The organism is Tenacibaculum aquaeponti, assembly GCF_052084715.1.
Lineage (GTDB): Bacteria > Bacteroidota > Bacteroidia > Flavobacteriales > Flavobacteriaceae > Polaribacter.
Map to the genome: position 1 here is coordinate 2432530 of NZ_CP197288.1, position 26207 is coordinate 2458736.

The following is a 26207-nucleotide window of genomic DNA, read 5'->3' on the forward strand; positions in this document are numbered from 1 at the left end:
ATTTCTTTGTTATAAAATATTAAAATAATGGAAATGAAGTACTTTAAAAACACTTGTATTATCTTAGGTTTAATAAGCTTTTTTAATCTTAAAGCTCAAAAGGATGGTAAAGATTATTCTTCAGATATTAAAAATTTCATAAAAGAATTTCCCACTAATACAGAGTTATCAGTGTTAGTTATAGATGGAGATAATTCAGAGTACTTAGGTGTTAGAAAACAAAATGGTACTATAAATAGTATTGATAATAAAGAAAGTATTTTTGAAATAGGATCTATTACAAAAGTATTTACTAATATTTTGTTATCTAATTCAATACAGCATGGTAAGACTACTTTGAATGAAACTCTACAAAGTAACTTTGATTTTACTATTGATAAAGGCGATAGTATTACTTTACAGCATTTATCAAATCATAGTTCTGGACTTCCAGTTTTACCTTCTAACATGTATAAACAAATGGAAAAGAATCCAACAAATCCATATAAAGAGTATACTAATGATGACTTAAAAAAGTATTTGAATGGGAAAATTGACTATGAATATAAAGCTGGTGAAAACAGTGTGTATTCTAATTTAGGAATGGGTTTATTAGGATATATATTAGCAAAAAAAGCAAAGAAAACTTATCATCAATTGCTAAATGAAACTATTCTAAATCCTTTACAAATGAATAGTACTTCAACAAATGTAAAAGACAAAAGTAAATTGGTAAAAGGTCTAAATCCTGATGGTAGTTTTGCAAGTAATTGGGATTTTACGGATGCTTTGGTTGGAGCAGGAGGAATAAAATCTACAACTGAAGATATGGAAAAATTTATCCGTAAAAACTTCGAAAATGATCCAATGTATACATTACCATTAAAAGAAACATTTGCTGTAAATAAAGTGGCTAAAATTGGTTTAGGTTGGCAAATTATAGACAGTAAAAATAAAAAGTTGTACTGGCATAATGGAGGAACTGGTGGATATAGATCTTGTTTAGTATTTCATAAGGAATCTAAAAAAGCAGTTTTAGTATTATCTAATATTTCAGCTTTTCATGGTAAATCATCGAGTTTAGATAATTTATGCTTTTCTTTATTTAAGAAACTAATGAAATGATAAAAAAGAGAATTTTTATAATCTTATTACATTTAACTTTCTGGTTATTAAGCTATATATATATAACTTCCGGTAATTTAAATTGGAATGGATTTGGAAAAGAAGAAGGATTATTAAAAAAAGCATACCTATATGGTATGTTTTTTAATGCTTTATTATTTTACATTCAAGTGTTTTGGCTAGTTCCTAAGTATTATGTAAAAAATAAAAAAGCAATGTTTTGGGGCTTTTCTATAGTACTATTCTTTTTAATAACCTATGTTGAAACCTATTTAGATGTTGCTTTAGCAGTAAAGTATCATGTGTATAATTTTGAACCAATTGCAGCTGGAATAATATGGTTTTATCATAATTCAATATTTCATTTCATTTATTTTATAGTTGGGTTTTATTACCGTTTTCAACAAGAATACATCAAATCTGAGAGAGCAAAACAAGAATTACTAATAGAGAATCATAATGCTGAATTAAAATACTTAAAAGCTCAATTAAATCCACATTTTTTATTCAATGGAATTAATAGTATTTATCATTTAATTGGAAAGAATAACGCTAATGCTAAAAGCACACTACTTAAGTTTTCTAATTTATTACGTTATCAACTTTACGAGAGTAATACAAACAAAATAGAGCTCTATAAAGAGATAAATTACATAGAAGAATACATTAGTATAGAAAGAATAAGAAAAGGAGAGGATATCGTTTTAAATTTAAATATAGATATTGAAAAAGAACATAATTTGATTATGCCTTTATTATTAATTCCTTTCATAGAAAATGCTTTTAAACATATTAGTAATCATAATGAAGCAAAAAATAATATTATATCAATCTCAATTGTAGAAAGAAATAACCTTTTAAAACTAATAGTTAATAACTCTAAAGATTCTTTTCATCATCAGGCAAAGAGTGGGGGAATAGGTTTAAAAAATGTAAGAAAGAGATTAAATTTACTCTATAAAGATAAATATGATTTAAATATTAAATCTACTGAAGATACACATGAAGTTGAACTTATAATACATTTAAATTGAGAAAAATAAATTGTTTAATTGTTGATGATGAGCCTTTAGCCAGAGAAGGAATTAAAGAGTATTGTGATCAGATTCCTTTAGTAAAAGTTATTGCTTTGTGTAAAAATGCAATTATAGCTAATGAATATTTACAATCTCATGAAATTGACTTAATTTTCTTAGATATTAACATGCCATTATTAACTGGATTAGAATGGTTAAAAACACTTAAAAACTCACCACTTGTAATAATTACCAGTGCATATTCTGAACATGCATTAGAAAGCTATGATTTTGAAGTTATAGATTATTTAGTAAAACCTATTCCTTTCAATAGATTTTTACAAGCTGTTAATAAAGCAGAGCGTTTGTTAACTAAAGAAGATAATAACAATACAATTTTTATTAAAACATCTGATGCAATAAAAAGAGTTGCAACTAGTGATATTCTATTCATAGAATCTATGCAAAACTATGTGAAAGTAATTACAGAAAAAGAAATAATTATTACACATATTACTTTAAAACAAATGCATGATCAATTGCCTAAAAATGAGTTCATAAAAACACATAAATCCTATATCATATCAAAAAATAAAATCGATGAGATTAGTGGTAATTTAATTGTAATACGTGATTGTAAAGTACCTATAAGTGTTCGATTAAAAAAAGAAGTACTGCAAAGTTTAATGTAATAAAAAAAGCTCACAAAATTGTGAGCTTTACATATATAATTTATTAAAAATTATTTCTCTTCGATTCTATCGTCCTCTTCTTTGGTAGCATCTTTAAATTCCTTAATACCAGAACCTAAACCTCTCATTAATTCAGGAATTTTCTTTCCTCCAAATAATAATAGTACTACAACTACTATTAATGCTATAGACGCTCCACCAGGAATTGCTAAAAATGTTGTTAATGTATTCATCATCCAAAATTTTATATTGCAAAGATATAAAAAACTTTAGTTACTTCTTTCAATAGTTCCACCAATTACTTTCTTTTCTTCAATAAGTTCTGGCTTGCCTTTATAAAGTATTGTTCCACCAAAACTTACTTTAGCATTTAAAGTCTCTCCTGAATGTATTTCAGCTTTTGCTCCAGAACCAGCAGTTACTGTACAAACATTAGTAACTTTTAAATTGTAACCATGATAAGTTGCTCCTAAATCTAATTTAACTGTTTGATTTTTAGCTTCACCAGAGAGTTTAATAACTCCACCAGAAGAACTCTTTACAGTTAAATGTTTAGTATTAACAACTAAGTTCATAAATGCCCCTTCTTGAGCTTTAATTTCAACATGGTTTTGATTTATCTCTTTACATGTTAACGTAACTCCTTCATTTGCATCTATAATGTTAATATCTTTATTAAAATATAATTTAGCTTTTACTTTTCCATCTGCTGTAGTTTCAGGAAAGCGTAATGATATTTTTAATTTCTTGCCTTGTTGTTTAATTCTTACTTTTTCTGCTTTCTCTCCAGTAATATAAATTTCTTGCTTATCAGATTTTATTAATTCTATATCGATACCATTGTATACTTTAAGAATCTCAAAATCTTTCAGTTGCTTCGTAATTGTAGTTTGAGCAAAAGTAAAAATAGAAAGAAAACAAAATTTAAAAAATAATATTTGTTTCATTATTAGGTGATTATAATTACAAATTAAACTAAAAATTTGTGTGATTAGTATATTGAAAAAGTTAAAGTTTAATGTGAAATTAAATCAAAATCTAAATGTTTTCTTTCAAGATCTGTATGTTTAACTTTAACAACAACTTCATCTCCTAATTGAATTACAGCTTGAGTAGCCTGACCTACAACTGCATACTGTTTTTCATCAAAAATGTAATAATCATCTTTTATATCTCTAATACGAACCATTCCTTCGCATTTATTAGCTATAATTTCAACATAAATCCCCCATTCTGTGACACCAGAAACAACACCTTCAAATTCCACATCTTTATGATCTTGCATATACTTAACTTGCATATACTTAATAGATTCACGTTCTGCTTTTGCTGCAAGTTCTTCCATTTTTGAAGAATGTTTACAACGTTCTTCATAAGCTTCAACTTTTGGTGAAGTACCTCCATCTAAATAATGTTGTAATAATCTGTGTGTCATTACATCTGGATATCTTCGAATTGGTGAAGTAAAGTGACTATAATACTCAAAAGCTAAACCGTAATGTCCAATATTTTGTGTGGTATAAACGGCTTTACTCATAGAACGAATTGCTAAAGTCTCAACCATATTTGCTTCTCCTTTTCCTTGAACTTCCTTTAAAAGTTCATTTAAAGACTGAGAAGTAGTTTCTCTTGTTTGAGTATCAATTTTATATCCGAATTTAGATACAATGTTTTGTAAAGAAGCTAGTTTTTCAATATCAGGTTCATCATGAACACGATAAATAAATGTTTTATTACTAGGTTTTCCTCCTTTAGCTTTTCCTATAAATTCTGCTACTTTTCTGTTAGCTAATAACATAAATTCTTCAATTAATTTATTAGCATCTTTTCCTTCTTTAAAGAATACACCAACCGGATTAGCATTTTCATCTAAATGAAATTTTACTTCCACTTTATCAAAAGATATTGCTCCAGATTTCATTCTCTTACTACGCATTTTCTTAGCTAATTCATCTAATTTTAAAATAGCATTAGAAATATTCTCATCTACAGTATATGCTGAACCTGATAATGAAACCTCAACAGGAACCACATTCGTTTTACTTTCTATAATGGCTTGAGCTTCTTCGTATGCAAAACGTTTATCAGAATAAGTAACTGTTCTTCCAAACCACTGATTTAAAATTTGCGCTTTTTCATTCATCTCAAATACAGCAGAAAAAGTCAATTTTTCTTCATTCGGACGTAAAGAACAAACTCCATTAGATAACATTTCTGGTAACATAGGTACAACACGATCAACTAAATACACAGAAGTTGCTCTGTCATAAGCTTCGTCATCTAAAATTGTTTTTGGTTGTACATAATGAGAAACATCAGCAATATGAATTCCAATTTCATAATTACCATTTTCTAAAACTGTAAATGATAAAGCATCATCAAAATCTTTTGCATCTTTTGGATCTATTGTAAACGTAAGATCATTTCTCATATCTCTACGTTTAGCAACTTCTTCATTGGTAATAGCTATAGTTAATTTTTCTGCATCTTCTTCTACCTCTTTTGGAAACTCATAAGGTAATCCGTATTCTAATAAAATCGAGTGTATTTCAGTATCATGATCTCCTGGCTTTCCTAAGATTTGAGTAATTTTTCCAAATGGATTTTTAGAGTTTTCTGGCCAATCTGTAATCTTAGCGACTACTTTGTCTCCATTATCGGCCCCATTTAATTTTCCTTTCGATACAAATATATCTGCATACATTTTAGAATTATCTGGTAAAACAAAACCGAAATTTTTACTCATTTGTAATGTTCCTACAAACTCTTGTCGAGCTCTTTCAATGATTTCAACAACATCTGCTTCAAGTTTAGATGTTTTTCTTTTGTTATACACATAAACCCTAACAATATCGTCTTGTAAAGCTTTATTTATATTTACTGAAGGAACAAAAATATCATCTTCAAAATCATCACAAATAAAATAACCGTTACCATTACTAGTAAGATCCATTGTACCAATATGATATTTACGATCTGCATTAATTTTATACTTTCCTTTTTCTACTTCTACAATTTTATTTGTAGCAGCCAGTTCGTGAAGTTTCTTTATAATTTGATTTCTTCCGTCTGTATCACTAATAGCAATTTTGCTAGCAATTTGCTTGTAATTAAAAGCCTTGTTACTGTCTTCATTTAAGATTTTAAAAATCTTTCTCGTTAAATCCTTTATCACCTTACCTTTCTTCTTGTAAATTTTCTTCTTTTTAGGCATATAATCTTTTATAATTTATCAGAAAGCAAAGTACAAAGAAATTTAGTGGTTATAACTATTAAATAATTGTTATCAATACATTTTTGTACTTTACAAGCTTATTTTTAATTTTTTATTTATGAATACATGTTGGTTTGTTATTATAAACCCTACTGCTGGTAATACTTCTTTATCTTCAATTTTAGGAGAAATTAAATATCACTTAAATAACAACAACATAAAGTATTCTTATGCATTAACAACACATGAAAAACATGAAATAGAACTAGTTCATGAAGCTATTAATAACGGAATTAAAAAATTTATTTCTGTTGGAGGTGATGGTACTCTTCATAACATTGTTAATGGAATAATGACTCAAAATAAAGTTTCTTCTAATGAAATAACAGTTGGTGTAATTCCTTTAGGAACAGGTAATGATTGGGTAAAAACTTATAAAATACCTCAAAAAATTTCTAAAAATATTGAAATAATTAAATCGGAAAAAACTGTTTGTCAAGATATTGGTTATTTAAAACTTAAAAATAATTCTACTTATTTCAATAACGTAGCGGGAATTGGCTATGATGGTTATGTTGTTAATAAACTAAAAAAATTAAAAAAATTAGGCAGTATTGCTTATTTAATAAGTGGCTTGTATGGTTTGCTTTTTTATAAAAAAACTTCATTTACTATACAAGTTAACAATGAAATTATAAAAACTAAATGTTTAATGACTCTTTTTGGTATATGTAAATATTCTGCTGGAGGAATGCAATTAACTAATTATAAAAATTCTTCAAATGGATTTTTAGATATTACTATAGCTAAGAATCTAACATTTAAAGATTTAATTTTAAATATTAAAAAATTATATAATGGTCAAATAATAAATCATAACAAAGTAGAAACTTTTTTATCTGATCAAATAACAATTGTACCTGATTTATCAACTTCTAATATATATATACAAGCTGATGGAGAATTAATTGGTACAGGTCCAGTAACTGTACAAATTATTAAAAAAGCTATAAATTTTGTAGTAAATACTTAGTACTACCAAAAAGTTAGTTAAAAAAATCTTAAGAAAAATGTAACATTTCTTAAATTTTCTCGTCTTTATATAAACTAACTACTACAAAGTGAAAAACTTACGTAAAATAATTATCTTCTTTCTTGTAATATTTATTACAGGCATTATTGTTGCAGCAGTAAGTATCAATACATCACTTAGTAAAAAAGACTCATCTAAAGTTATTTCTTCTAAAAAAGACATTCTTTACCTAATCAAAATGTCTTAACTCTTTTTCCTTATTAACAACTTATATTATTATTAATTGTTTTTATTTAAAATTTTAAAAAAAGAAAACTGATTATAATAGTCTGTTAATTTGTGGAATTGTTTTATGAATTTAAATTTGGTTTTGTCACTTATTAAATGAAGTTAACAATTTATGAGTATAAAAATAGATTGAAAATCAACTATAAAACATAGTTATTAACAATCATCTTAAACAGAAATACACTATTTATTATGAATAGTTAATTTCTTATTCACTGTAAATAAATTGTAAATTTTATGTTGATAAATTCAGATTAAAAAACTAAAAAAAAAAGTTGCATAATTCATGTAGACCGCTGTATTGTAAAAAAAACTCAGAAAGACAAAAAATCTTTTGATAAACTTCTTAGTAGTTCTTAACAATTTAGAAATATTGGTAAATCGTTTATTTTAAGTTGTTTATTACTCTTTTCAAAAAAAGCATTGTTAATTACTGTTGATAACCGTTAATAACACTATTTTTGTGACCAACAACACAATTAAAATCAAGAAATTATGACTATTGCTATTGGTAATGATCACGCAGGTACAGAATATAAGTTTGAAATCATCAAATTATTAGAAGAATTAGGTCATACTGTAGTTAATTTTGGAACAGATGATAATGGTAGTATGGATTATCCAGACACAATTCATCCAACAGCTAATGCAGTTGAAAATAATGAAGCCGATTTAGGTATTATTTTATGTGGAAGTGGTAATGGAGCACAAATGACTGCAAACAAACATCAAGGAATTAGAGCTGCCTTATGTTGGAATAATGAATTAGTTGCTTTATCAAGACAGCATAATAATGCGAATATATTAACAATTCCAGCTCGTTTTGTTTCATTACAACAAGCGTTGGGTTTTGTAAAAATTTTCCTTGATACAGAATTTGAAGGTGGTCGTCACCAAAATAGAGTATCTAAAATCGCTTGTAGTTAATAACTAGTTAATAAATGGAATTTTTAGTAAAATCTTTTAATGAGCTCTCTTTAAGGGAGCTTTATAATATATTACAATTTCGTTCGGAAGTATTTATTGTTGAACAAGATTGTGTGTATCAAGATATTGATGGTAAAGATGATAAAGCTTTACATGTTTTAGGTATGAAAAACGGGAATTTAGTAGCATATACTAGATTATTTAAACCAAATGATTACTATGAACATGCAAGTATAGGTAGAGTTATTGTTAAACAAGAAGAACGTAAATATGGTTATGGCCACGATTTAATGAAATTCTCTATAAACACTGTTATCAACAAATTTTCTACAGAAACTATAAAAATAGGAGCGCAAACTTATTTACAAAAGTTTTACGAATCCCATGGTTTTCAACAAGTTGGTGAAGGTTACATAGAAGATGGGATTCCTCATATTCATATGATTAGAAAATAGTTTATGTTAACAGGAATTTCTTTTCAATTTAAAGATAGAAGGATTGATAAATATTTAAAGGTTCATAATTATTCTAATTATACAATTTATTATAGTCCTGTAAAGTCTTGGTTGTTTAGTTTATCTCTACTTTTTTTAATATTATTACCTTTTTCTATTTTTTTAAATTATGATTTTTTTAAATTTATTGTATCAAATTTGATAGTATTAATACCTATAATGTCATACTTATTCTTAGGTTATTTACTTACAGCATACTATAGTAATTCATTTGTAATATTAGAAGACAAAATTATAATTATTAATAGAAATTTTCCTTTTACACGATTTGAAAAATATAATTTTAAAGATTTGAGAGATATAGAAATTAATAAAGGAAAAAGTTTTCCAATGAATTTAATTTCTTGGTTATTTTTAGATTTAGGAAGTAATTATATAAAATTAAAATTGCAAAATACAATCACTAGAAAGTTTTATTGCTCTAATTTAGATGTAGATTGTTACGATGAAAACTGGACAGAAAAAAACTTAGATGATTTTTATAATGATTTGAAGGGTAGAAATGTGAGAGTTAATATGAAAATTTAGTTAACAAGTTCCATTAAATCATCAACTTCCTTAACACCACCTGAAGGTAAATTATTTAACCATATATTTCCTATTCGAACACGAATCAAACGTAGTGTTGGAAAACCAACAGCTGAAGTCATTTTACGAACCTGACGATATTTTCCTTCTTGTAATATAATTGAAATCCAAGATGTTGGTCCGTGTCTATCGTCTCTAATTTTCATAGATCGTTCCGGAAAATTAGGAGTATCAATAACACTAACTTTACAAGGTTTTGTCAGATACTTTTCACCTTTAATACCAATTTTAACACCAGTTTTTAACAATTCAATTTCTTTGTTAGTAATTGCACCATCTACTTGTACATAGTATTCTTTCTCTACTTTACCGCGTGTCGTAATAAAATCACTTACTTTTCCATCTGTTGTTAACAATAATAAACCTTCAGATTTTACATCTAAACGTCCAATAGCCATTGTTCCTTCAGGAAAATCGTGTAATTCTCCTAACATTTTTTTCTGTCTCTTAGTTTGATTGTTGATAAACTGAGAAAGAAATCCGAAAGGTTTATGAATAATAAAATGACGATGTTCCATAATAAATAGTTAATCTGAAAAAGGAATCAAAATTACACTACTTTTTTCATAACTTAGCATATCTTATTTTATAATAATTTTTACCAATTTTATGGCAACAGATAAAGAAAAAGAAGCGAAATTAAAAGCGCTTCAACTCACTCTAGATAAATTAGATAAGTCTTACGGAAAAGGAACTGTAATGAAATTAGGAGATAAAGTAATCGACGATGTAGATGCGATTTCTTCTGGTTCTTTAGGTTTAGATTTAGCGTTAGGTGTAGGTGGATATCCTAGAGGAAGAATTATTGAAATATACGGACCAGAATCTTCTGGTAAAACAACCTTAACTATACATGCCATTGCTGAAGCTCAAAAAGCTGGTGGAATTGCAGCATTTATTGATGCAGAACATGCTTTCGATCGTTTTTATGCTGAAAGTTTAGGTGTAGATGTTGATAACTTAATTATATCTCAACCAGATCATGGTGAACAAGCACTAGAAATTGCGGATAACTTAATTCGTTCTGGAGCTATTGATATTGTTGTTGTCGATTCTGTAGCAGCTTTAACTCCAAAATCTGAGATTGAAGGTGAAATGGGTGATTCTAAAATGGGATTACATGCACGTTTAATGTCTCAAGCATTGCGTAAATTAACTGCTACTATTAGTAAAACAAACTGTACAGTAATATTTATTAACCAGTTACGTGAAAAGATTGGTGTAATGTTTGGTAATCCAGAAACTACAACAGGTGGTAACGCATTAAAATTCTATGCTTCTGTTCGTTTAGATATCCGTAGAAGAACACAAATTAAAGATGGAGATCGTGTTATTGGTAACAGTACTAAGGTAAAAATTGTTAAAAACAAAGTAGCACCACCTTTCCAAACTGCAGAATTTGATATTATGTATGGATTAGGAATTTCTAAAGTTGGTGAAATTTTAGATATCGGTGTAGAACTTGGTATTGTTAAAAAGAGTGGATCTTGGTTTAGTTACGGAGATACAAAATTAGGTCAGGGTAGAGATGCTGTAAAAGGTATTATTAAAGATAATCCTGAATTAATGGAAGAGCTTGAAAACAAAATTAAAGAAGCTATAGAAAATCAAGAATAAATAGATTTTCTAATAATATGTAAAAAAGCAATTGAATAACTCAATTGCTTTTTTTGTATCTTAAAAAGTCAATTGTCAATTTAGGACAAAAATACTGATTATCTTCAATATTACATTTGTGGTATGGAAACAAAAGAATTCTATAAACAACGTTTGCAACAAGTAGTTTCCTATTTAAGAACTCAATACAATCAGAAAATTTCTATTACAGAATTAGAATAATTATCGAGTTTTTCATACAGAAATTTACAAAACCAGAATTCTGGCAAGAAAATGCTGAATTAGTAGGAACAAAATTGGCGAATAATTTAGTTCCGATTAAATCTCTTACAGATGCTAATGTACGACTAACATTAAGTAGTGATTGGAATGTAAGTACATTAAATCCATTTGTAGGAATTCAAAATGCAGTAACACGTAATCCGCAAAATATTTCATTAAAAGAAGCTATAAAATCTTATACAATTAATCGTGCTTATGTTATGCGACAAGAAAATGAAGTTGGTTCTTAAGAGGTAGGGAAATTAGCAGATTTATTGTTGTAGATCAGAATATTTTTACGATTAGCAATGTACTTATTTTTAGTAAAATAAAGTTCAAGTTAAGTGCTTAAATCACTATTGCTTATTCATGTTGTTGTACGCTGGTTTTTCCATTTTCTATTATTCTACATTGTTCAAATTCCACTTCAGGATAAGCTTCATTTGCCCAATCACTTAACATTCTTAAAACGGGCAAAAGTCCAACAGCTTTTTCTGTTAATGAATATTCAACTCTTGGTGGAATTTCGGCAAAAGACTGTCTTAAAAGTAATCCATCGTTTTCTAATTCTTTCAGCTGATTAGTCAGCACCTTTTTTGAGATTGTAGGTATTAGAGTGTTCAGCATTCCAAATCGCATAGAACCATTTGATAGTAAATATAAAATAATCGGTTTCCATTTATTGCCAATTATGTTCATTGTATGTACAAGTGAACAAGCATTCGGGTTGTCTATATATTTTCTTGCCATTAGTTACTTTTTGGTTACCACTATTTGTTCAAATGAAAACTTAATAGTTTCATTTTTAAACTAATATTAGTTTCTTTGTGATACAAATGTAATTAAAAATTTAAAATGAAAAATATTTTTATAATCAACGGTCATCAGAAATACCCATTTTCTGAAGGAAAGTTAAACAAAACTTTAACTGAAAAAGCAGAAAGCTACTTTAAGAGCAATGGTTATAATATAAAGAAGACTACAATGGAAGATAATTATGATGTTAATGAAGAAATCGAAAAATTCAAATGGGCAGATGTGGTCTTTTTTCAAACACCATTGAACTGGATGGGCGTAAGTTGGTCGTTTAAAAAATACATTGATGAAGTTTTTTCGATGGGTATGATGGGCGAAATGTCCGATGGTGATGGAAGAAGTAAAGAAGCACCGAAGAAGAATTACGGATTAGGTGGAAAGTTAAACGGAAAGTATATGATGTCAGTAACTGCTAATGCACCTAAAGAGGCATTTAACAATCCAGAAGAAACATTTTTTAATGGAATAAGCGAAGATGAACTTTTAAAACCAATGCATCTTAATTTTAAATGGTTTGGTTTTGAATCATTACCAACATTTATGGCATATGATGTAATGAAAAACCCAGAAATCGAGAATGATTTTAATCGTTTTGAAAATCATTTAAAAGCAAACTTTTAAAGTATTCATTATGGATAGACCAACACCAAAACATATAGCACCAGATTTACAATTTCCATTATTAGATGGAAATCAATGGATTTTAGAAGAACAAAATCCAGAAAATTTTACTTTGGTTGTTTTTTATAGAGGATTGCATTGTCCACTATGCAAAAAGTACTTACAACAACTACAAGAGTTGTTGCCTGAATTTGAGCAAAGAGGCGTTAATGTCGTAGCTGTGAGTATGGATACAGAAAAGAGAGCAAGACTTTCTCGTCAAAAGTGGGAATTGTCTAATCTTACTTTGGGTTATGGTTTATCTGAAAAATTAGCCAGAGATTGGGCTTTGTATTTAAGTGCAGGAGTAAAAGATAGTGAACCAAGTGAGTTTAGTGAACCAGGATTATTTTTAATAGATAATAGTAATCAAATTTATTATTCAGCTATAAACAGTAGTCCTTGGGGAAGACCATATCTTCCTTCTTTTGTAAAAGCGGTAGATTATATTGTTCAGTCAGGTTATCCTGCAAGAGGTGAAATGCTTTAGTTTAGCTTGCGTACAACTGTTTTTAATGGAAATGAAATTTATAAAAAATAAACATTGAATAGATTTCTGTGAAATTCAAGAACAGTTGTAGTTAAACTACAGCTGTTTTTTTATTTTTAAAAGAAAAAAGTGATTACAGTAAGTAAGCAAATAAGTTTAATTCCAATAACTTCAAATGACACTTCAGTTTTGTTTGTTTTAATGAACGAAATATATTCTCAAGCATATCATTATTTCTGGGAAGACGCTGGTAATTGGTATATAAATAGCCAGTATTCTAAAGAAAATATAGAAAAAGAGTTAGCTGAAACAAATTCAGATTATTATTTTGTAGTTGTTGATGGAGAAAAAGTTGGTAATTTTAAAGTAAACTGGAATAGTGAATTAGAAAATTTTACTGAGAAAAGAAAAGCAGTAAAACTACATCGAATTTACTTACATACTAAAACACAAGGTAAAGGTGTTGGAAAGCAATTATTATTATGGTTGGAAAATGAAGCAAAGAAAAAACAATATGAAATGATTTGGTTAGATGCTATGGATGAAAAACCACAAGCTTTTGAGTTTTATAAAAAACTAGGTTACCAATACCATTCACATTGCTTTTTACCTTTTGATTTATTATTTGATAAATACAGAAAAATGAGTCAAGTGTATAAAATACTGAATTAAACTCCAGTACTTCCAAATCCACCATCACCTCTTTCAGTTTCATCTAATACAGAAACTTCTTGCCAGTTTACACGTTCGTGTTTAGCTATTACTAATTGTGCAATTCGCTCACCATCGTTTACGGTAAATTCATCATTAGAAAGATTTACTAAAATCACTCCAATTTCACCTCTATAATCTGCATCTACAGTACCAGGAGAATTCAAAACAGTAATTCCTTTTTTAGCAGCCAAACCACTTCTTGGTCTTACTTGTGCTTCAAAACCTTGAGGTAAAGCAATAAATAATCCTGTTTTAATAATAGCTCTTTCTAAAGGCTTTAAAACAACAGGTTCGTTTAAATTAGCTCTTAAGTCCATTCCTGCAGAACCTTCAGTTTCATAAGTAGGAATTTGATGCTTCGATTTGTTAATTATTTCAACGTTCATTTCACATTTTTTAGCGTTTCAAAGATAAATAATACTAACAATTACGCACTAGATTATAGTTTTATTAATTTAGCATCATAAAACAAACGATATAAATGAGCGAATTTGAAAAAATAGCCGTTATTGGTGGAGGAAGTTGGGCTACTGCAATTGTTAAAATGTTATCAGAAAATAAAACCAAAATAGGTTGGTATATGAGAAGCATTTATGCGATAGAACATATTAAAAGAAATAAGCATAATCCGAATTATTTAAGTTCTGCAGAATTACATCCAGAACAATTAGATTTAACAAATGATATTAATTCTTTAGTAGAAAACTATGATGTATTAATTTTTGCTATTCCTTCAGCTTTTTTAAATTCAGAATTAGAAAAATTAAATGTATCATTAGATAATAAAATCATTTTTTCTGCGATTAAAGGTATAGTTCCTGAAACAGGATTAATTGTAGGTGAACATTTTCATAAACACTATAATGTATCTTATGAAAATATAGGAGTAATTGCAGGACCTTGTCATGCAGAGGAAGTTGCTATGGAGCGTTTATCGTATTTAACAATTGCTTCTCAAGATGAAAAGAAAGCAGAGGAGCTTAGTAAATGTATTAAAGGAAGATATATAAAAACAAAAGTATCTGACGATATTTTTGGAACAGAATATTCTGCCATGTTGAAAAATATTTATGCAATTGCTGCAGGTATAGCACATGGATTAGGATATGGTGATAATTTTCAGTCGGTGTTAATGAGTAATGCTATTCGTGAAATGAAACGATACATTAAAAAAGTACACCGAATGAAACGAAATATTAATAACTCTGCCTATTTAGGAGATTTACTAGTAACAGGTTACTCTGTATTCAGTAGAAATAGAATGTTTGGAAACATGATTGGTAAAGGATATACAGTAAAATCTGCAATGTTAGAAATGAATATGGTAGCTGAAGGATATTATGCAACAAAAAGTGCCTATAAGATTAATGAAGAAAATGGTGCAAAAACGCCTATTATAGATGCTATTTACAGCATTTTATATGGAAAAAAAGAGGCGAAAGAAGTGTTTGAGAAACTAACAAATATGTTAGATTAATTTTTCAAATTAAAAGTATAAAAACCCTTCAAATAATACCTACAAAATGAAATCAAACATCATCTAACGCCTAAAATTTTTACGCCACAAAAGTAAATTAAAAAAAAATTTTAGAGGCATAAATAGGTTATTAAATATTTTAGAAAAAGTTAAATAAAAATTAACAAATTTTAATATTTTTACAACAACTAGTATATTTTTAAACAACGATGAAAACAATTCAAGAAGCTGTTGAAATTACTATAAGAAAAACTCCCTTTATAGAAGAAGCCCTAAACGAAAAGTTAATCAACGTTTCCTCATTAGCCAGGTTAATTTTACCTGAAGTAGCTCAACAATTAAAAAAAGAAGTAAAAGTTGGAGCTGTAATGATGGCAATAAACAGATTATCACCTGCTAATGAACTTCGTATTCGAAAGAATATTAAGAAATTAGCTTTAGATTTAGGAGATGTAATTGTGCGTTCGGATTTATGTGATTTTACCTTTAAAAATTCTCCCACATTATTTAAAAAAATAGCCACTATTTTAGGTAAGTCTGCAGAGAATAACGATTTATTTTTAACCATATCTCAAGGTATTTTTGAAACAAATATTGTAGCCAGTAAAAGTTTACAACCATTAATACAGGAAACTTTTTTAAAAGAGGTTTTAATTAATAACGTAGATAACTTAGCCTCTATTACTATAAAATTACCAAAAGAAAACTTAGAGCAATCAGGAATTTACTATTTCATTTTAAAACAATTTGCTTGGGCAAACATTGCTGTTCAAGAAGTAATTTCAACAACACATGAAATGACAATTGTTGTAAAAGAGAATGATGTAAATGAAACATTTTCAATCCTTATGGATTTAAAATTAAGCTAACACTTTATGCAAAAACAAGATCCCTACGCGTCCTTACGAATTAAAGAGTTTAATATTTTTTTATTGGTAAGGTTTTTACTTGTATTTGCTTGGTCTATGCAATTTATAATAATCGAGTGGCAAGTATATTCGATAACTAAAGATCCATGGAGTTTAGGTTTAATAGGAGCATTTGAATTCTTACCAGCTTTTTCTATGGCTTTATTTGCTGGTCATATTGTAGATCAGAAAGAGAAGAGGAATCTTTTTGCGTTATGTATTGGTTTATTTTCATTAATAAGTTTTGGACTATATTTTTTAACTAATCCAGATTTTATTTTTGGATGGAGTTCTAATACAGTTTTATATTCAATTTATGCATTAGTGTTTTTTGGAGGTTTATTACGATCTTTCTTTGGACCAACTATTTTTTCTTTAATAGCTTTAATTGTACCTAAGAAATTATATCCAAATGCAGCAACATGGAGTAGTTCTACTTGGCAAATGGCGAGTGTTTTAGGACCAGCTTTTGCAGGATATACTATATATCTAATTGGTGTAAATTTATCTTTATGTATTGTTTTTAGTTTAGTTTTACTTTCTTCTTTTTTAGTATTTCTTATAAAAAGAAAACCAATTATGAATCCTAAAAAAGGTGAACCTGTTTCTAAAAGTTTAAAAGAAGGTATTTCATTTGTTTTTAAAACTAAAGCTATATTAGGTGCTATAACTTTAGATATGATTTCTGTTCTTTTTGGAGGTGCAATAGCTTTATTACCAGTTTTTGCTCAAGACATTTTACAAGTAGGTTCCAAAGGATTTGGTTTTTTAAGAGCTGCACCTGCAGTAGGAGCTTTTCTAACGATGTTAACTACCGCGTATATACCAATTAGTAAAAATGCAGGAATGAAATTATTAGCTGCGATTTTTGGATTTGGTTTGTGTATTATAATTTTTGGTTTATCAACAAGTTTTTGGATATCACTTATTGCTTTATTTTTTAGTGGTGTTACTGATGGAGTTTCTATGGTTATTAGGCAAACTATTTTACAGTTAAAAACACCAGATCATATGAGAGGTAGAGTCGCTTCAGTAAACTCAATGTTTGTTGGCTCTTCAAATGAATTAGGAGCTTTAGAAAGTGGATTAACAGCCAAATTAATGGGAACAGTAACTGCTGTAGTTTTTGGAGGTACAATGACTTTATTAACTGTGATTAGTACAGGAATATTAAATCCAACCTTAAGAAGGCTGGATTTAACTAAAGATATGCAAGAACAAGAAGAAAAAACTAATTAGTAATTTTCGACCAGTTCTTATCTGCTTGTTCTTTTAATTTTTTTGGATCTTCTTTTAACCATAATTTTAAGGTATTGGTACCCCAAGAATTATAGAAAAGATATAATTTTCCGTCTCTTATTTCAAAAGTCTTAGGATTTATATCTACTTTTTCGCCATTAACACCAATTGCATAAGCACAATATCCACCATATTGAGGTACATATTTCTCAGGATTCTCTTTAAAAATTTTTAAGTTTTCTTCTGAAGAAAAACGATATGTAGCACCGTTATGATTTGTACTTAATTTCTTTTTTCCTTTAATGGCAGCAGTATTATTAAAATAAGCCACAACATCGTAACCTTTAGCTACAATTCCTTTTTTTGTATTAAAATGTTCTGTTTGACTAAAAACAGTTGTTGTTATAAATAGTAAAGCGAATAAAAAACGACCCATAATTATTTATCTGAATTTTTCATTTCTTCCCAATTTTTATCTCCTTTAGCTTGTAAAGCTTTTGTATCTCCTTCTTGCCAATCATTTAATTTATTAGCAAAAAATGAATTATAGAAAAGGTATAATTTACCATCTCTTATTTCATAAACTTCCGGATCTACACCCATTTTAATCTTTTTTTCAGCCACAGCATAGGCACAATATCCACCATATTGAGGAATATATTTATCTGGATTACTCGTAAATTCGTTTAAACTTTCTTTGTTAGAAAAGTAATAGGTTTTTCCATTAACATCTGTGGTAAATGTTTCGTTTCCTTTTACAGGTCCATCAGTTGAATAGTAAGAAACTACATCGTAACCACCAACAGCTAGTTTATCATCTGTTTTTGGTCCGCATTGATAAAATGTAATTGATGCGAAAATTGTAGATAGAAGAAAGATTGCTTTTTTCATTGGTAAACTATTTTAAATCAGTTTATAAATATATTATTTGTCTCTTAAAATACCATTAAATTACAACCACGAATGTCAGAATTATCGAAACGACCAATAATTTCAAAAGAATTATCATCGTAAATTTTTCCTAAATCTTGAGTTGCAATAAAAGAACAAGAATTATAATTAGCTAAATCAATAATGTTAATTCCACCTGTTTTTTTTGTTTTTGTGATAGTTAGTGGATCTTCTGTGTCTCTGGTAAGAATTTTCATCCAAGGAGGGCAATTAAAAATTCCATCTCCTGTAGAATATCCTTGACTTAAAAGCTCTGTCATACCATATTCTGAATGAATTTTATTAACGCCAAACCCACTTTTTAAAATATGGTGAAGTTCTGTTCTAATCAATTCTTTTCTTCTACCTTTCATACCACCAGTTTCCATAATAATGGTATTTTTTAAACTGAATTGATGTATTTCAACTAAATCTAAAAGAGCAAATGAAACACCAATTAAAAGCACTTTTTTATGTCCATTATCTAAAGAAGTTAGTTTATTAGCAAGTTCATTTAAGTTGTTTAAATAAAACCCACTATCCGCGTTTTTAGATCTTTTTATAAGGTCGTTAACCATATATATTAGAGATGAACCTTTTCTTTCTAAATAGTTTGGTAAAAGCGCTAAAACAACATAATCTTCTATGTTTCCATAAAAATGTTTAAAACCTTCTAAATAACTCTTTTCATATAAAGAAATATCAGAAACATAATGTTTGCTAGTAATACTTCCAGTGGTTCCAGAACTACTAAAAGTTTCTTGAATAGAAGCTGTTCCACTTACTACTTTATGTGATTTAAAAAATTGGATTGGTAAGAAAGGAATTTCATGTATTTCTTTTATATCACTAGGGTGAATGTATAATAAATCACAAAAAGATCGATATACACGATTATTTTCGAATTGATGTGCAAAAGTTTGTAATGCTTTTGCTTCAAATTCATCATTAGAATTAATATGTGTGAAACAATTTTCCATAATACAGACAAAAATACAAGTTACTCACGCAACCTTTGTAAAAAAAGCTAATCTATTAGATAAATAAAATAGTTAAAAAATTAAAGTTAATAGTTAAATTATGAGAAGGGTATTTTACAGTCTAATCATTAGTCTTTCATTTATATCTTGTTTAAAGGATGAAAATATTACAAATTTTAATGCTTTAAATCCTTTAGAAAATTTTGAATGGTTAAAAGAGAAAAAGGAAAATTTTGAAAGACTAATGAATTCTGTAAAAGTAGAAATACATCAATACAAGTACGAAGGTCATGATGTGTTTTTAATTAACGATTGTGTAGGTTGTACAGATGCGCTAACAAAAGTATATAATTGTGATGGTGAAGTAATTTGTGAGTTTGGCGGAATTACTGGATTAAATACTTGTCCAGATTTTCAAGACAAAGCTAAATTCTTAGGAGTTCTATGGAGAAATTATAATCAGTTAATTATTGATGAAGGAAGATATAATGCTACAAATACAGATAGTTATTCAATAACATTAGTTTCTATTCAAAATAATATTTTAACACTTGAAGTTACCTCTTCAGGTTGTAGTGGTGATAGTTGGGTTATGAATTTAATTGATTCTGATGAAATCTCTGAATCTTTTCCTCCACAAAGAAATTTAAAACTAGAACTGATAAACAATGAAGCTTGTACATCTGTTGTAACAAAAGAAGTAAAGTTTAATATTTCTCAATTACAAGTAACACGAATCAATCAAGTTATTTTAAACTTAAATGGTTGGAATTCACCAATAAATTATAATTATTAATAGGTTGTTATGAAGAATTATAAATTACTAAAAGTTATTTTTTTACTAGGTTTATTTTATTTAATGTCTTGTGATTCAAAAGAAAATGAGTGCGATGATTTAGCATTTAGGACATCGGAAGTTCCTCTTTCATTTGATTTTAAATTTAATCCACCAATTACAGATTTATCAATAATTGAAGTCTTTTGTCATGTCAATGATGAAATAAACGAATGTAAAAATAGATTAGAATTACATGAAGAACTTAATTCATTGTTTTTAGATCCTAATATTACAAAATACACATTGAAAACACCAGCAAAAACTTTTGATTTAGAATTTACATATAAAACTATAGAAGGAAAGTGTTTTACAACTGTTAAAATAGATAGTATCGTAGTAAATGGAACTATATTTTGTGAAGATTGTGATTCATCTACTAAAATTTTAAATTAATTATGAGAAGAATAGTAAACACTATTTTAAGCATTGTTGCTCTTTTTATACTATTTAATTGTAGTGATAAAGAAATAGAAAATAATATAAATTTAGTTTGTTCGGTTGAAAAACCAATAGAAGATTTAAGTTGGTTAAAGTCTAAAATAGAAATAATTAATAATTCTACAGAGCTCTCTAAATACAATTATATCGTTCAGATAAAACATAATAATGAAATGAAGTTTGTTTTAGCTAATTGTAATCCTGCGATAAACTCAGTATTTGAAGTAAAAAATTGTTCCGGAATAACAACTAATATTGTTGGCAGTAGAGTAGAAGATGTACCATTTGAAACTTTTGAACAAGGAACAATTATTTGGAAATCAAATCAAATCGAATGTCAATTTCAATAAAAAAGATAAAAATGTATAAAAGATTAGTAATTGTTTGTCTTGCAACTATTTTAAGTTTTTTTAGTTGTAGTAAAAGTGAAAATGATGTATTACAAGATTCATTGGTTGGAACTTGGAGTTTAGTAACTATTGAAGGAGGTTTAGCTCAAGCTGTAACGTATGATAAAGGAGAAATAGTATGGTTTGTTAATTTTGATAATAACACAATTACTATAAAAAACTCAGTAGAACATAACGTAGGAATTCAGCAAAATTTTAGTCTAAATCATACTGGAGTTTATGATTTTTCTATAACAACAGAAAATGACAATGAAGTTTTAGTTGTAGGTGAAAGAAAAGGAACCATAAAAAAAGAAGAAGGAAAATTAATCATAGATTATGGAGTAGCTTTCGATGATGTTCGATATACATTAATTAGATAAAAAACATGAAAAATTTAAAATTTATAGTAATACTGTTTTTAGTATTTATTTCTTGTAGTGAGAATGAAGAAATTGAAATAATAGAAAGTAATTTATTACTAGGAAATTGGTCTGAAGTAGTTTATGACAATGAAAAACTAATTTTTAAAAGAGTAAAAGAGTTACCACAAGAAGCTTACGGATTTTCGTTTAAAGAAGAATTTCCAGAGTTTTTAGAAAGAACTTCAGGTTTTTGCGGAACACCTCCACTTAGTTTTTTTGATATAAAGGGAAGCTGGCAAATTGAAGATGGACATATATTAAAGATTTATGATTTAAATATAACTAATCAATACAGACCAGATAATGGACTTTTATATAACTTTAAAATAGTTTCTTTAACTAAAGATGTTTTAATTTTAAAAAGAGAATTAACGGAACAAGAAAAAGATCAACAAGAACTAATGGATCTTTATAATGAGTTTTATGAAATGGCAAATAATAAAAGTTGTACAGATGAAAATAATTGGTCTTTTGTAGGATATGGATCTAAAGCTTGTGGAGGTTTTCAAGGGTATATAGCTTATTCAACATTAATAGATGTAACAGCCTTTTTACAAAAGGTAGAAAAGTATACACAATTAGAAGATGAGTATAATAGAAAATGGGGAATTTATTCAACTTGTGATTTGGTAGCTCAACCCCAAAAAGTAATTTGCTTAAACGGACAACCAACGTTAAAATATTAGATCAACAATTTAAATCAAACGGAGTATCAAAATAGAACAACTCATAGAAGAGTGTAAGCAAAATAACTTACAAGCTCAGTCTCAGATTTACCAAATCTTTGCTGCGAAACTCTTTGCGTTGAGTTTAAAATATTGTAGAAATTATCAAGATGCAGAAGATGTACTTCAAGATAGTTTTTTAAAAGCTTTCGATAAAATACATCAATACAAAAACAAAGGATCTTTTGAAGGATGGTTACGAAGAGTTGTAATTACTACTGCGCTTCAAAAATATAAAGACAAAACGCAATTATACATTGTAAAAGAAGAGATAGACGTTAAAGAAGAGGAGGTAAGTTTAGATGAAAGTAATATCGATATTGATGTGTTACTAAGCTTAATTCAAGAACTTCCAGATCGTTATCGTTTAGTTTTTAATCTCTATGTTTTAGATAATTTTTCACATAAAGAAATAGCAGATTTATTAAGTATTTCTGAAGGAACTTCTAAATCAAATTTATCTAGAGCAAAGAAAATTTTGAAGAGTAAGTTAGAAGCATATCAGTTAAAATTAGAAAAGGCATAATGATGGAAGATAAAAATATAGACAGATTATTTCAAGAAAAGTTAAAGGATTTAGAGGTAATGCCTAATCCTGAATTATGGCAGAATATTGAAGATAAACTTTCAAAGAAGAAAAAGAAGCGAATTATACCTTTTTGGTGGTTTTCTTCTGGAATAGCTGCAGTTTTATTAATCTCTTTATTAATTACAAATCCTTTTAAAAATGATGCTACCATTAATTCTTCTACACCAGTAAATGAAGATTTTCCTGTTGTTGAAACACAGCAAATAAAGGTTGACACAACAACTTCAAAATTTAAGGAAACAATATCAAAAGAAGAGGTTATAACGGAGCTAGTAGATAATAAATTGAATCAAAAGAAAACTGATAAAACAACAAAAAATACAATTGAAATAGCTAAAACAGAAACGAATAAAAGTTTCAAAGAGAAATTAAAAACTAAAACAAATTCATCTAAAAAAGAGATAAATAAAATCTTAAAAAAGAAGGAAGTACATAGTTTTAAAAACGATGTTTTAATAGCAGATAATCAATTAGAAAACACAAAAAATAAAGAAGATAAAATCACTAAGAAAACAAAAGAAAAAAAACAAGCATTGGTAGCTTTTGTCGATGAAAATCCAATTGAAAAAGAGAAAATAAAAACTTTCAAAAAATGGAGTGTCACACCAATTGTTGGTATTATTGGTTCTAGTTCGTTTTCAGAAGGTTCTTCAATTGATAAAAGTTTAAAATCTAATTCTATTTCAACAAATGGAACTTTAGCTTATGGAGTAAAAGTAGGTTATCAATTAAACAAAAAATGGTCTTTAAGATCAGGAGTACAGTTTCAAAAGAATGTCATAAATACAGAAAATGTTGGTTTATTTTCAAGCGCAACATCAGAAAATAATTTAGATGCTGTTAATTTTTCTATTAATGATGCTTTCACCTTTGTAAGTTTAGAACCTACAGAAGAAAGTATGTCTTTAGAACCCGATAATGCTAGTGGAAACTCAGCAGAACGAGCGAGTATAGCACAAACTTATAGTTATTTTGAAATACCTGTTGAAGTTCAATATTTATTTTATAAGAATAAGACATTTAAAACACAAATTGTAACAGGATTTAGCACATTATTTTTAACTGAAAATACTATAGCTTTAAATTCAAATATTTTAAACCAACCTATAGGAGAAGCAAATAATTTAAATACATTAAATTTCAGTGGAAACTTAGGAATTAACATTGATGTTCAATTATCAAAAAAATTGAACTTAAATTTTAATCCAATGTTAAAAGCGCAGTTAAATACATTTTCAGAAAACTCTAATGGATTTAGTCCTTTTATTTTCGGAATATATTCTGGAATAACATTTGATTTTTAAATTGTAAATTTGATAAAAATCAATTAAATGAAATTTCCAATAATTATTCTTTTGTTACTATTCGTTTCATGTGGAACATCAAAAAAAGAGAAAAAAAATAGTAATAAAAATCAAATAGAATCAATTAGTTGGATTAAAGAGTACATAGAAAAAACAAAAGAAAATCCTTTTCCAACTAAAGCTATAATTACGCAATATTTGTACAAAAATGAAATTGTTTTTTTAGTAGAAGGATGTTATCAATGTCCAGATTCACCTAAAGTTTTGTATAATAAAAAGAAAGAACAGTTGTGTGTGTTTGGAGGCATGTTGGCTCACACTAATAATTGCCCTGATTTTTTTAAAAACGCAACAGATAAAAAAATTATTTGGAAAAACTTCAATTAATAATGAATTTAAATGTTAGAGAAATAGAATTAAGAGATATAGATTTTCTTATTAATTACTGGTATAACTTAAGTAATGAACATTTGTTAAAGATGGGAGCAGATGCTACTAAACTTCCATTAAAAGATGATTTTTATTCTATGTTGGTAAATCAAATAAATTCTCCAATTAAAGAAAAAAAATCATATGCATTAATTTGGGAAGAAAATGGAGAGCAAATAGGTCACTCTAATGTAAACAATATTGTTTTTGGTAAAGAAGCGTTCATGCACTTACATGTTTGGAATACTAATCAAAGAAAAAAAGGTTTTGGAGCAGTTTTAGTTAAAAAATCACTTCCTTTTTATTTTGAAAAACTACAATTAAAATCTTTATACTGTCAACCATATGCATTAAATACTGCTCCAAATAAAACATTAGAAAAAACAGGTTTTAAATTTGTTAAGAAATATACTACTGTTCCAGGATCATTAAATTTTGAGCAAGAAGTTAATTTATGGGAAATGCAAAGAGAATGTTTTTTAAAGTTGTAATTTTTATTCTTTATAAATTTTAACTTCAGTTTCTCCTTTAGCGTTTATAGAAGCTCTGTACATTCCGGTTGTATTAAATTCAAAAACCATATTTCCATTTTTATCAACAGCAATAATTCCACCTGTACCACCTAATTTAGTAAGTTTGTTTTGAATAACTTCTCTTGCAGCTTCTTTAAGTGATAAACCTTTATAATCCATTAAAGCAGAAATATCATGAGCTACTTGAGCTCTAATAAAATATTCTCCCCAACCTGTAGAAGAAACACCACAAGTAGCATTATTAGCATAAGTCCCAGAACCAATTATTGGTGCATCACCAATTCTATTCCAACGTTTGTTAGTCATTCCACCAGTAGAGGTTCCAGCAGTAATATTTCCATTTTTATCTAAAGCAACACAACCCACAGTTCCAAATTTAGAGTCTTTAATAATAGGATCGTAAAAAGCAGTTTTAGCATCATGATCTAATTCAGCTTTCATTTTTTCTTTTACTCGTTGTAAAGATTTAAATCTACTTTCTGTATAAAAATAACTAGAATCTACAATCTCAATTCCTTGAGATTTAGCAAAAATAGAAGCTCCTTTACCAGAAAGCATTACATGTTCAGAGTTTTCCATGACTTTTCTAGCTAAAGAAATAGGATTTTTAATATCAGTAACACCTGCAATTGCTCCCGCATTTAAATCATTTCCTGTCATTATTGAGGCATCTAACTCATTAGTTTCTTCATGTGTAAAAACAGCTCCTTTTCCAGCATTAAATAGTGGAGAGTTTTCTAATACATGAATTGTTTGTTCTACAGCATCAATACTTGTTCCACCCTTATTAAGAATATTAAACCCAACTCTAACGGCTTCTTCTAATTTATCTTTATAAGCTTTTTCTTTTTCTGGAGTCATATTTTTCTTTAAAATAGTTCCTGCTCCACCATGTATTACAATAGCAAATTCATTAATTTTTTCATTTTTGGTTTCTTTCTTTTCTGGTGTAGTTTTACAACCAATTAAAAGAAATACTATAGATAAGCTAGTTAAAAAGGTTTTCATTTTAAGTTGTATTTTAAACAAAAAATATAGTTTTTGTTTAATTTTATTAATGGTGATTTA

Annotated in this window: 34 protein-coding genes; 24 read left to right on the forward strand and 10 right to left on the reverse strand. The window is 27.7% G+C overall.

The window, feature by feature from the left end:
* The first annotated feature begins 33 nt into the window (after positions 1 to 33).
* Genes ACSIGC_RS10885 through ACSIGC_RS10895 form a run of 3 tightly spaced genes read left to right on the forward strand, consistent with a single transcriptional unit; the run spans position 34 to position 2812 of the window.
* A complete protein-coding gene (locus ACSIGC_RS10885) occupies positions 34 to 1104 on the forward strand; it encodes a serine hydrolase domain-containing protein (RefSeq protein ID WP_442264849.1) in 1071 nt (356 codons plus the stop codon).
* Positions 1101 to 2138 (forward strand): sensor histidine kinase, encoded by a 1038-nt coding sequence (locus ACSIGC_RS10890; RefSeq protein WP_442264850.1) that lies wholly within the window; start codon positions 1101 to 1103, stop codon positions 2136 to 2138. The genes ACSIGC_RS10885 and ACSIGC_RS10890 overlap by 4 nt, the downstream gene beginning before the upstream one ends.
* Entirely contained in the window at positions 2135 to 2812 is a 678-nt protein-coding gene (locus ACSIGC_RS10895) for a LytR/AlgR family response regulator transcription factor (RefSeq protein ID WP_442264851.1), read from the forward strand. Before ACSIGC_RS10890 ends, ACSIGC_RS10895 begins: the two co-directional genes overlap by 4 nt.
* A gap of 50 nt (positions 2813 to 2862) precedes the next feature.
* Here the strand turns inward: ACSIGC_RS10895 and ACSIGC_RS10900 are convergent, their stop codons facing one another.
* The 3 genes from ACSIGC_RS10900 to rnr all read right to left on the reverse strand — a co-directional run bounded on the left by ACSIGC_RS10900 (position 2863) and on the right by rnr (position 6026).
* Complete coding sequence (locus tag ACSIGC_RS10900) at positions 2863 to 3045, reverse strand: twin-arginine translocase TatA/TatE family subunit (protein ID WP_095068690.1); 183 nt, start codon at positions 3043 to 3045, stop codon at positions 2863 to 2865.
* A gap of 36 nt (positions 3046 to 3081) precedes the next feature.
* A complete protein-coding gene (locus tag ACSIGC_RS10905) occupies positions 3082 to 3759 on the reverse strand; it encodes a head GIN domain-containing protein (RefSeq protein WP_442264852.1) in 678 nt (225 codons plus the stop codon).
* Positions 3760 to 3827: 68 nt separating this feature from the next.
* Entirely contained in the window at positions 3828 to 6026 is a 2199-nt protein-coding gene (gene rnr, locus ACSIGC_RS10910; protein ID WP_442264853.1) for a ribonuclease R, read from the reverse strand.
* Positions 6027 to 6144: 118 nt separating this feature from the next.
* Here rnr and ACSIGC_RS10915 point away from each other — a divergent pair, with 118 nt between their 5' ends.
* From ACSIGC_RS10915 to ACSIGC_RS10930, 4 genes are all read left to right on the forward strand, one after another.
* Positions 6145 to 7059: a diacylglycerol/lipid kinase family protein gene (locus ACSIGC_RS10915; protein WP_442264854.1), complete on the forward strand. Its 915-nt coding sequence runs from the start codon at positions 6145 to 6147 to the stop codon at positions 7057 to 7059.
* Between the two features lie 783 nt (positions 7060 to 7842).
* The gene (gene rpiB, locus ACSIGC_RS10920) at positions 7843 to 8274 is read left to right on the forward strand and encodes a ribose 5-phosphate isomerase B (RefSeq protein WP_442264855.1); all 432 of its coding nucleotides are present in this window, start codon (positions 7843 to 7845) and stop codon (positions 8272 to 8274) included.
* Between the two features lie 14 nt (positions 8275 to 8288).
* On the forward strand, positions 8289 to 8729 hold the full coding sequence (locus ACSIGC_RS10925; protein WP_442264856.1) for a GNAT family N-acetyltransferase: 441 nt from the start codon (positions 8289 to 8291) through the stop codon (positions 8727 to 8729).
* Between the two features lie 219 nt (positions 8730 to 8948).
* A complete protein-coding gene (locus ACSIGC_RS10930; RefSeq protein WP_442264857.1) occupies positions 8949 to 9317 on the forward strand; it encodes a hypothetical protein in 369 nt (122 codons plus the stop codon).
* Here ACSIGC_RS10930 and ACSIGC_RS10935 read toward each other — a convergent pair.
* Positions 9314 to 9895: a pseudouridine synthase gene (locus ACSIGC_RS10935; RefSeq protein ID WP_442264858.1), complete on the reverse strand. Its 582-nt coding sequence runs from the start codon at positions 9893 to 9895 to the stop codon at positions 9314 to 9316. The two genes, ACSIGC_RS10930 and ACSIGC_RS10935, sit on opposite strands and share 4 nt — an antisense overlap.
* A 91-nt stretch (positions 9896 to 9986) precedes the next feature.
* Between ACSIGC_RS10935 and recA the strand changes: the two genes are divergently transcribed.
* Entirely contained in the window at positions 9987 to 10994 is a 1008-nt protein-coding gene (gene recA / locus ACSIGC_RS10940; RefSeq protein ID WP_095074962.1) for a recombinase RecA, read from the forward strand.
* 296 nt (positions 10995 to 11290) lie between these two features.
* A complete protein-coding gene (locus tag ACSIGC_RS10945; protein WP_442264859.1) occupies positions 11291 to 11506 on the forward strand; it encodes an amidohydrolase family protein in 216 nt (71 codons plus the stop codon).
* A 112-nt stretch (positions 11507 to 11618) separates the two neighbouring features.
* On the opposite strand, the gene ACSIGC_RS10950 is transcribed toward ACSIGC_RS10945, so the two are convergent.
* On the reverse strand, positions 11619 to 11954 hold the full coding sequence (locus ACSIGC_RS10950) for a winged helix-turn-helix transcriptional regulator (protein WP_442264860.1): 336 nt from the start codon (positions 11952 to 11954) through the stop codon (positions 11619 to 11621).
* 156 nt (positions 11955 to 12110) lie between these two features.
* On the opposite strand from ACSIGC_RS10950, the gene ACSIGC_RS10955 reads away from it, so the two are divergent.
* From ACSIGC_RS10955 to ACSIGC_RS10965, 3 genes are all read left to right on the forward strand, one after another.
* Positions 12111 to 12692 (forward strand): NAD(P)H-dependent oxidoreductase, encoded by a 582-nt coding sequence (locus tag ACSIGC_RS10955; RefSeq protein ID WP_442264861.1) that lies wholly within the window; start codon positions 12111 to 12113, stop codon positions 12690 to 12692.
* Positions 12693 to 12702: 10 nt separating this feature from the next.
* A complete protein-coding gene (locus ACSIGC_RS10960) occupies positions 12703 to 13221 on the forward strand; it encodes a peroxiredoxin-like family protein (RefSeq protein WP_442264862.1) in 519 nt (172 codons plus the stop codon).
* Between the two features lie 129 nt (positions 13222 to 13350).
* Positions 13351 to 13893 carry a GNAT family N-acetyltransferase gene (locus ACSIGC_RS10965; RefSeq protein ID WP_442264863.1) on the forward strand — a complete coding sequence of 181 codons (543 nt, stop codon included), beginning with the start codon at positions 13351 to 13353 and terminating at the stop codon, positions 13891 to 13893.
* Here the strand turns inward: ACSIGC_RS10965 and dut are convergent.
* Positions 13890 to 14321, reverse strand: a complete 432-nt coding sequence (gene dut, locus ACSIGC_RS10970) for a dUTP diphosphatase (RefSeq protein WP_442264864.1) — start codon at positions 14319 to 14321, stop codon at positions 13890 to 13892. The two genes, ACSIGC_RS10965 and dut, sit on opposite strands and share 4 nt — an antisense overlap.
* Before the next feature lie 95 nt (positions 14322 to 14416).
* Here dut and ACSIGC_RS10975 point away from each other — a divergent pair, with 95 nt between their 5' ends.
* The 3 genes from ACSIGC_RS10975 (at position 14417) to ACSIGC_RS10985 (ending at position 17559) form a co-directional block, all read left to right on the forward strand.
* Positions 14417 to 15412 (forward strand): NAD(P)H-dependent glycerol-3-phosphate dehydrogenase, encoded by a 996-nt coding sequence (locus ACSIGC_RS10975; RefSeq protein WP_442264865.1) that lies wholly within the window; start codon positions 14417 to 14419, stop codon positions 15410 to 15412.
* A 209-nt stretch (positions 15413 to 15621) separates the two neighbouring features.
* Entirely contained in the window at positions 15622 to 16281 is a 660-nt protein-coding gene (locus tag ACSIGC_RS10980) for a hypothetical protein (protein ID WP_442264866.1), read from the forward strand.
* A gap of 6 nt (positions 16282 to 16287) precedes the next feature.
* Entirely contained in the window at positions 16288 to 17559 is a 1272-nt protein-coding gene (locus tag ACSIGC_RS10985; protein WP_442264867.1) for an MFS transporter, read from the forward strand.
* On the opposite strand, the gene ACSIGC_RS10990 is transcribed toward ACSIGC_RS10985, so the two are convergent.
* Genes ACSIGC_RS10990 through ACSIGC_RS11000 form a run of 3 tightly spaced genes read right to left on the reverse strand, consistent with a single transcriptional unit; the run spans position 17552 to position 19469 of the window.
* Complete coding sequence (locus ACSIGC_RS10990; protein WP_442264868.1) at positions 17552 to 17995, reverse strand: YHS domain-containing (seleno)protein; 444 nt, start codon at positions 17993 to 17995, stop codon at positions 17552 to 17554. The two genes, ACSIGC_RS10985 and ACSIGC_RS10990, sit on opposite strands and share 8 nt — an antisense overlap.
* A 2-nt stretch (positions 17996 to 17997) precedes the next feature.
* On the reverse strand, positions 17998 to 18450 hold the full coding sequence (locus tag ACSIGC_RS10995; RefSeq protein WP_442264869.1) for a YHS domain-containing (seleno)protein: 453 nt from the start codon (positions 18448 to 18450) through the stop codon (positions 17998 to 18000).
* A gap of 44 nt (positions 18451 to 18494) precedes the next feature.
* Complete coding sequence (locus ACSIGC_RS11000) at positions 18495 to 19469, reverse strand: LuxE/PaaK family acyltransferase (RefSeq protein WP_442264870.1); 975 nt, start codon at positions 19467 to 19469, stop codon at positions 18495 to 18497.
* Between the two features lie 100 nt (positions 19470 to 19569).
* Between ACSIGC_RS11000 and ACSIGC_RS11005 the strand changes: the two genes are divergently transcribed.
* From ACSIGC_RS11005 to ACSIGC_RS11045, 9 genes are read left to right on the forward strand one after another with little or no spacing between them, the layout of a single operon-like run.
* Positions 19570 to 20265, forward strand: a complete 696-nt coding sequence (locus tag ACSIGC_RS11005) for a DUF6970 domain-containing protein (protein ID WP_442264871.1) — start codon at positions 19570 to 19572, stop codon at positions 20263 to 20265.
* A gap of 9 nt (positions 20266 to 20274) precedes the next feature.
* The gene (locus ACSIGC_RS11010) at positions 20275 to 20700 is read left to right on the forward strand and encodes a hypothetical protein (protein WP_442264872.1); all 426 of its coding nucleotides are present in this window, start codon (positions 20275 to 20277) and stop codon (positions 20698 to 20700) included.
* Between the two features lie 2 nt (positions 20701 to 20702).
* Entirely contained in the window at positions 20703 to 21095 is a 393-nt protein-coding gene (locus ACSIGC_RS11015) for a hypothetical protein (RefSeq protein WP_442264873.1), read from the forward strand.
* Positions 21096 to 21106: 11 nt separating this feature from the next.
* Positions 21107 to 21517 carry a hypothetical protein gene (locus ACSIGC_RS11020; protein WP_442264874.1) on the forward strand — a complete coding sequence of 137 codons (411 nt, stop codon included), beginning with the start codon at positions 21107 to 21109 and terminating at the stop codon, positions 21515 to 21517.
* A 5-nt stretch (positions 21518 to 21522) separates the two neighbouring features.
* Positions 21523 to 22245, forward strand: a complete 723-nt coding sequence (locus tag ACSIGC_RS11025; protein WP_442264875.1) for a hypothetical protein — start codon at positions 21523 to 21525, stop codon at positions 22243 to 22245.
* A gap of 31 nt (positions 22246 to 22276) precedes the next feature.
* Positions 22277 to 22810, forward strand: coding sequence for an RNA polymerase sigma factor (locus tag ACSIGC_RS11030; protein WP_442267760.1), 534 nt, complete (start codon positions 22277 to 22279; stop codon positions 22808 to 22810).
* Complete coding sequence (locus tag ACSIGC_RS11035; RefSeq protein ID WP_442264876.1) at positions 22810 to 24177, forward strand: hypothetical protein; 1368 nt, start codon at positions 22810 to 22812, stop codon at positions 24175 to 24177. Before ACSIGC_RS11030 ends, ACSIGC_RS11035 begins: the two co-directional genes overlap by 1 nt.
* Before the next feature lie 27 nt (positions 24178 to 24204).
* Complete coding sequence (locus ACSIGC_RS11040; RefSeq protein WP_442264877.1) at positions 24205 to 24564, forward strand: DUF6970 domain-containing protein; 360 nt, start codon at positions 24205 to 24207, stop codon at positions 24562 to 24564.
* A gap of 2 nt (positions 24565 to 24566) precedes the next feature.
* Positions 24567 to 25097 carry a GNAT family N-acetyltransferase gene (locus ACSIGC_RS11045; RefSeq protein ID WP_442264878.1) on the forward strand — a complete coding sequence of 177 codons (531 nt, stop codon included), beginning with the start codon at positions 24567 to 24569 and terminating at the stop codon, positions 25095 to 25097.
* Between the two features lie 3 nt (positions 25098 to 25100).
* Here ACSIGC_RS11045 and ACSIGC_RS11050 read toward each other — a convergent pair whose 3' ends face one another.
* Entirely contained in the window at positions 25101 to 26147 is a 1047-nt protein-coding gene (locus ACSIGC_RS11050; protein ID WP_442264879.1) for an isoaspartyl peptidase/L-asparaginase family protein, read from the reverse strand.
* Between the last annotated feature and the right edge of the window lie 60 nt (positions 26148 to 26207).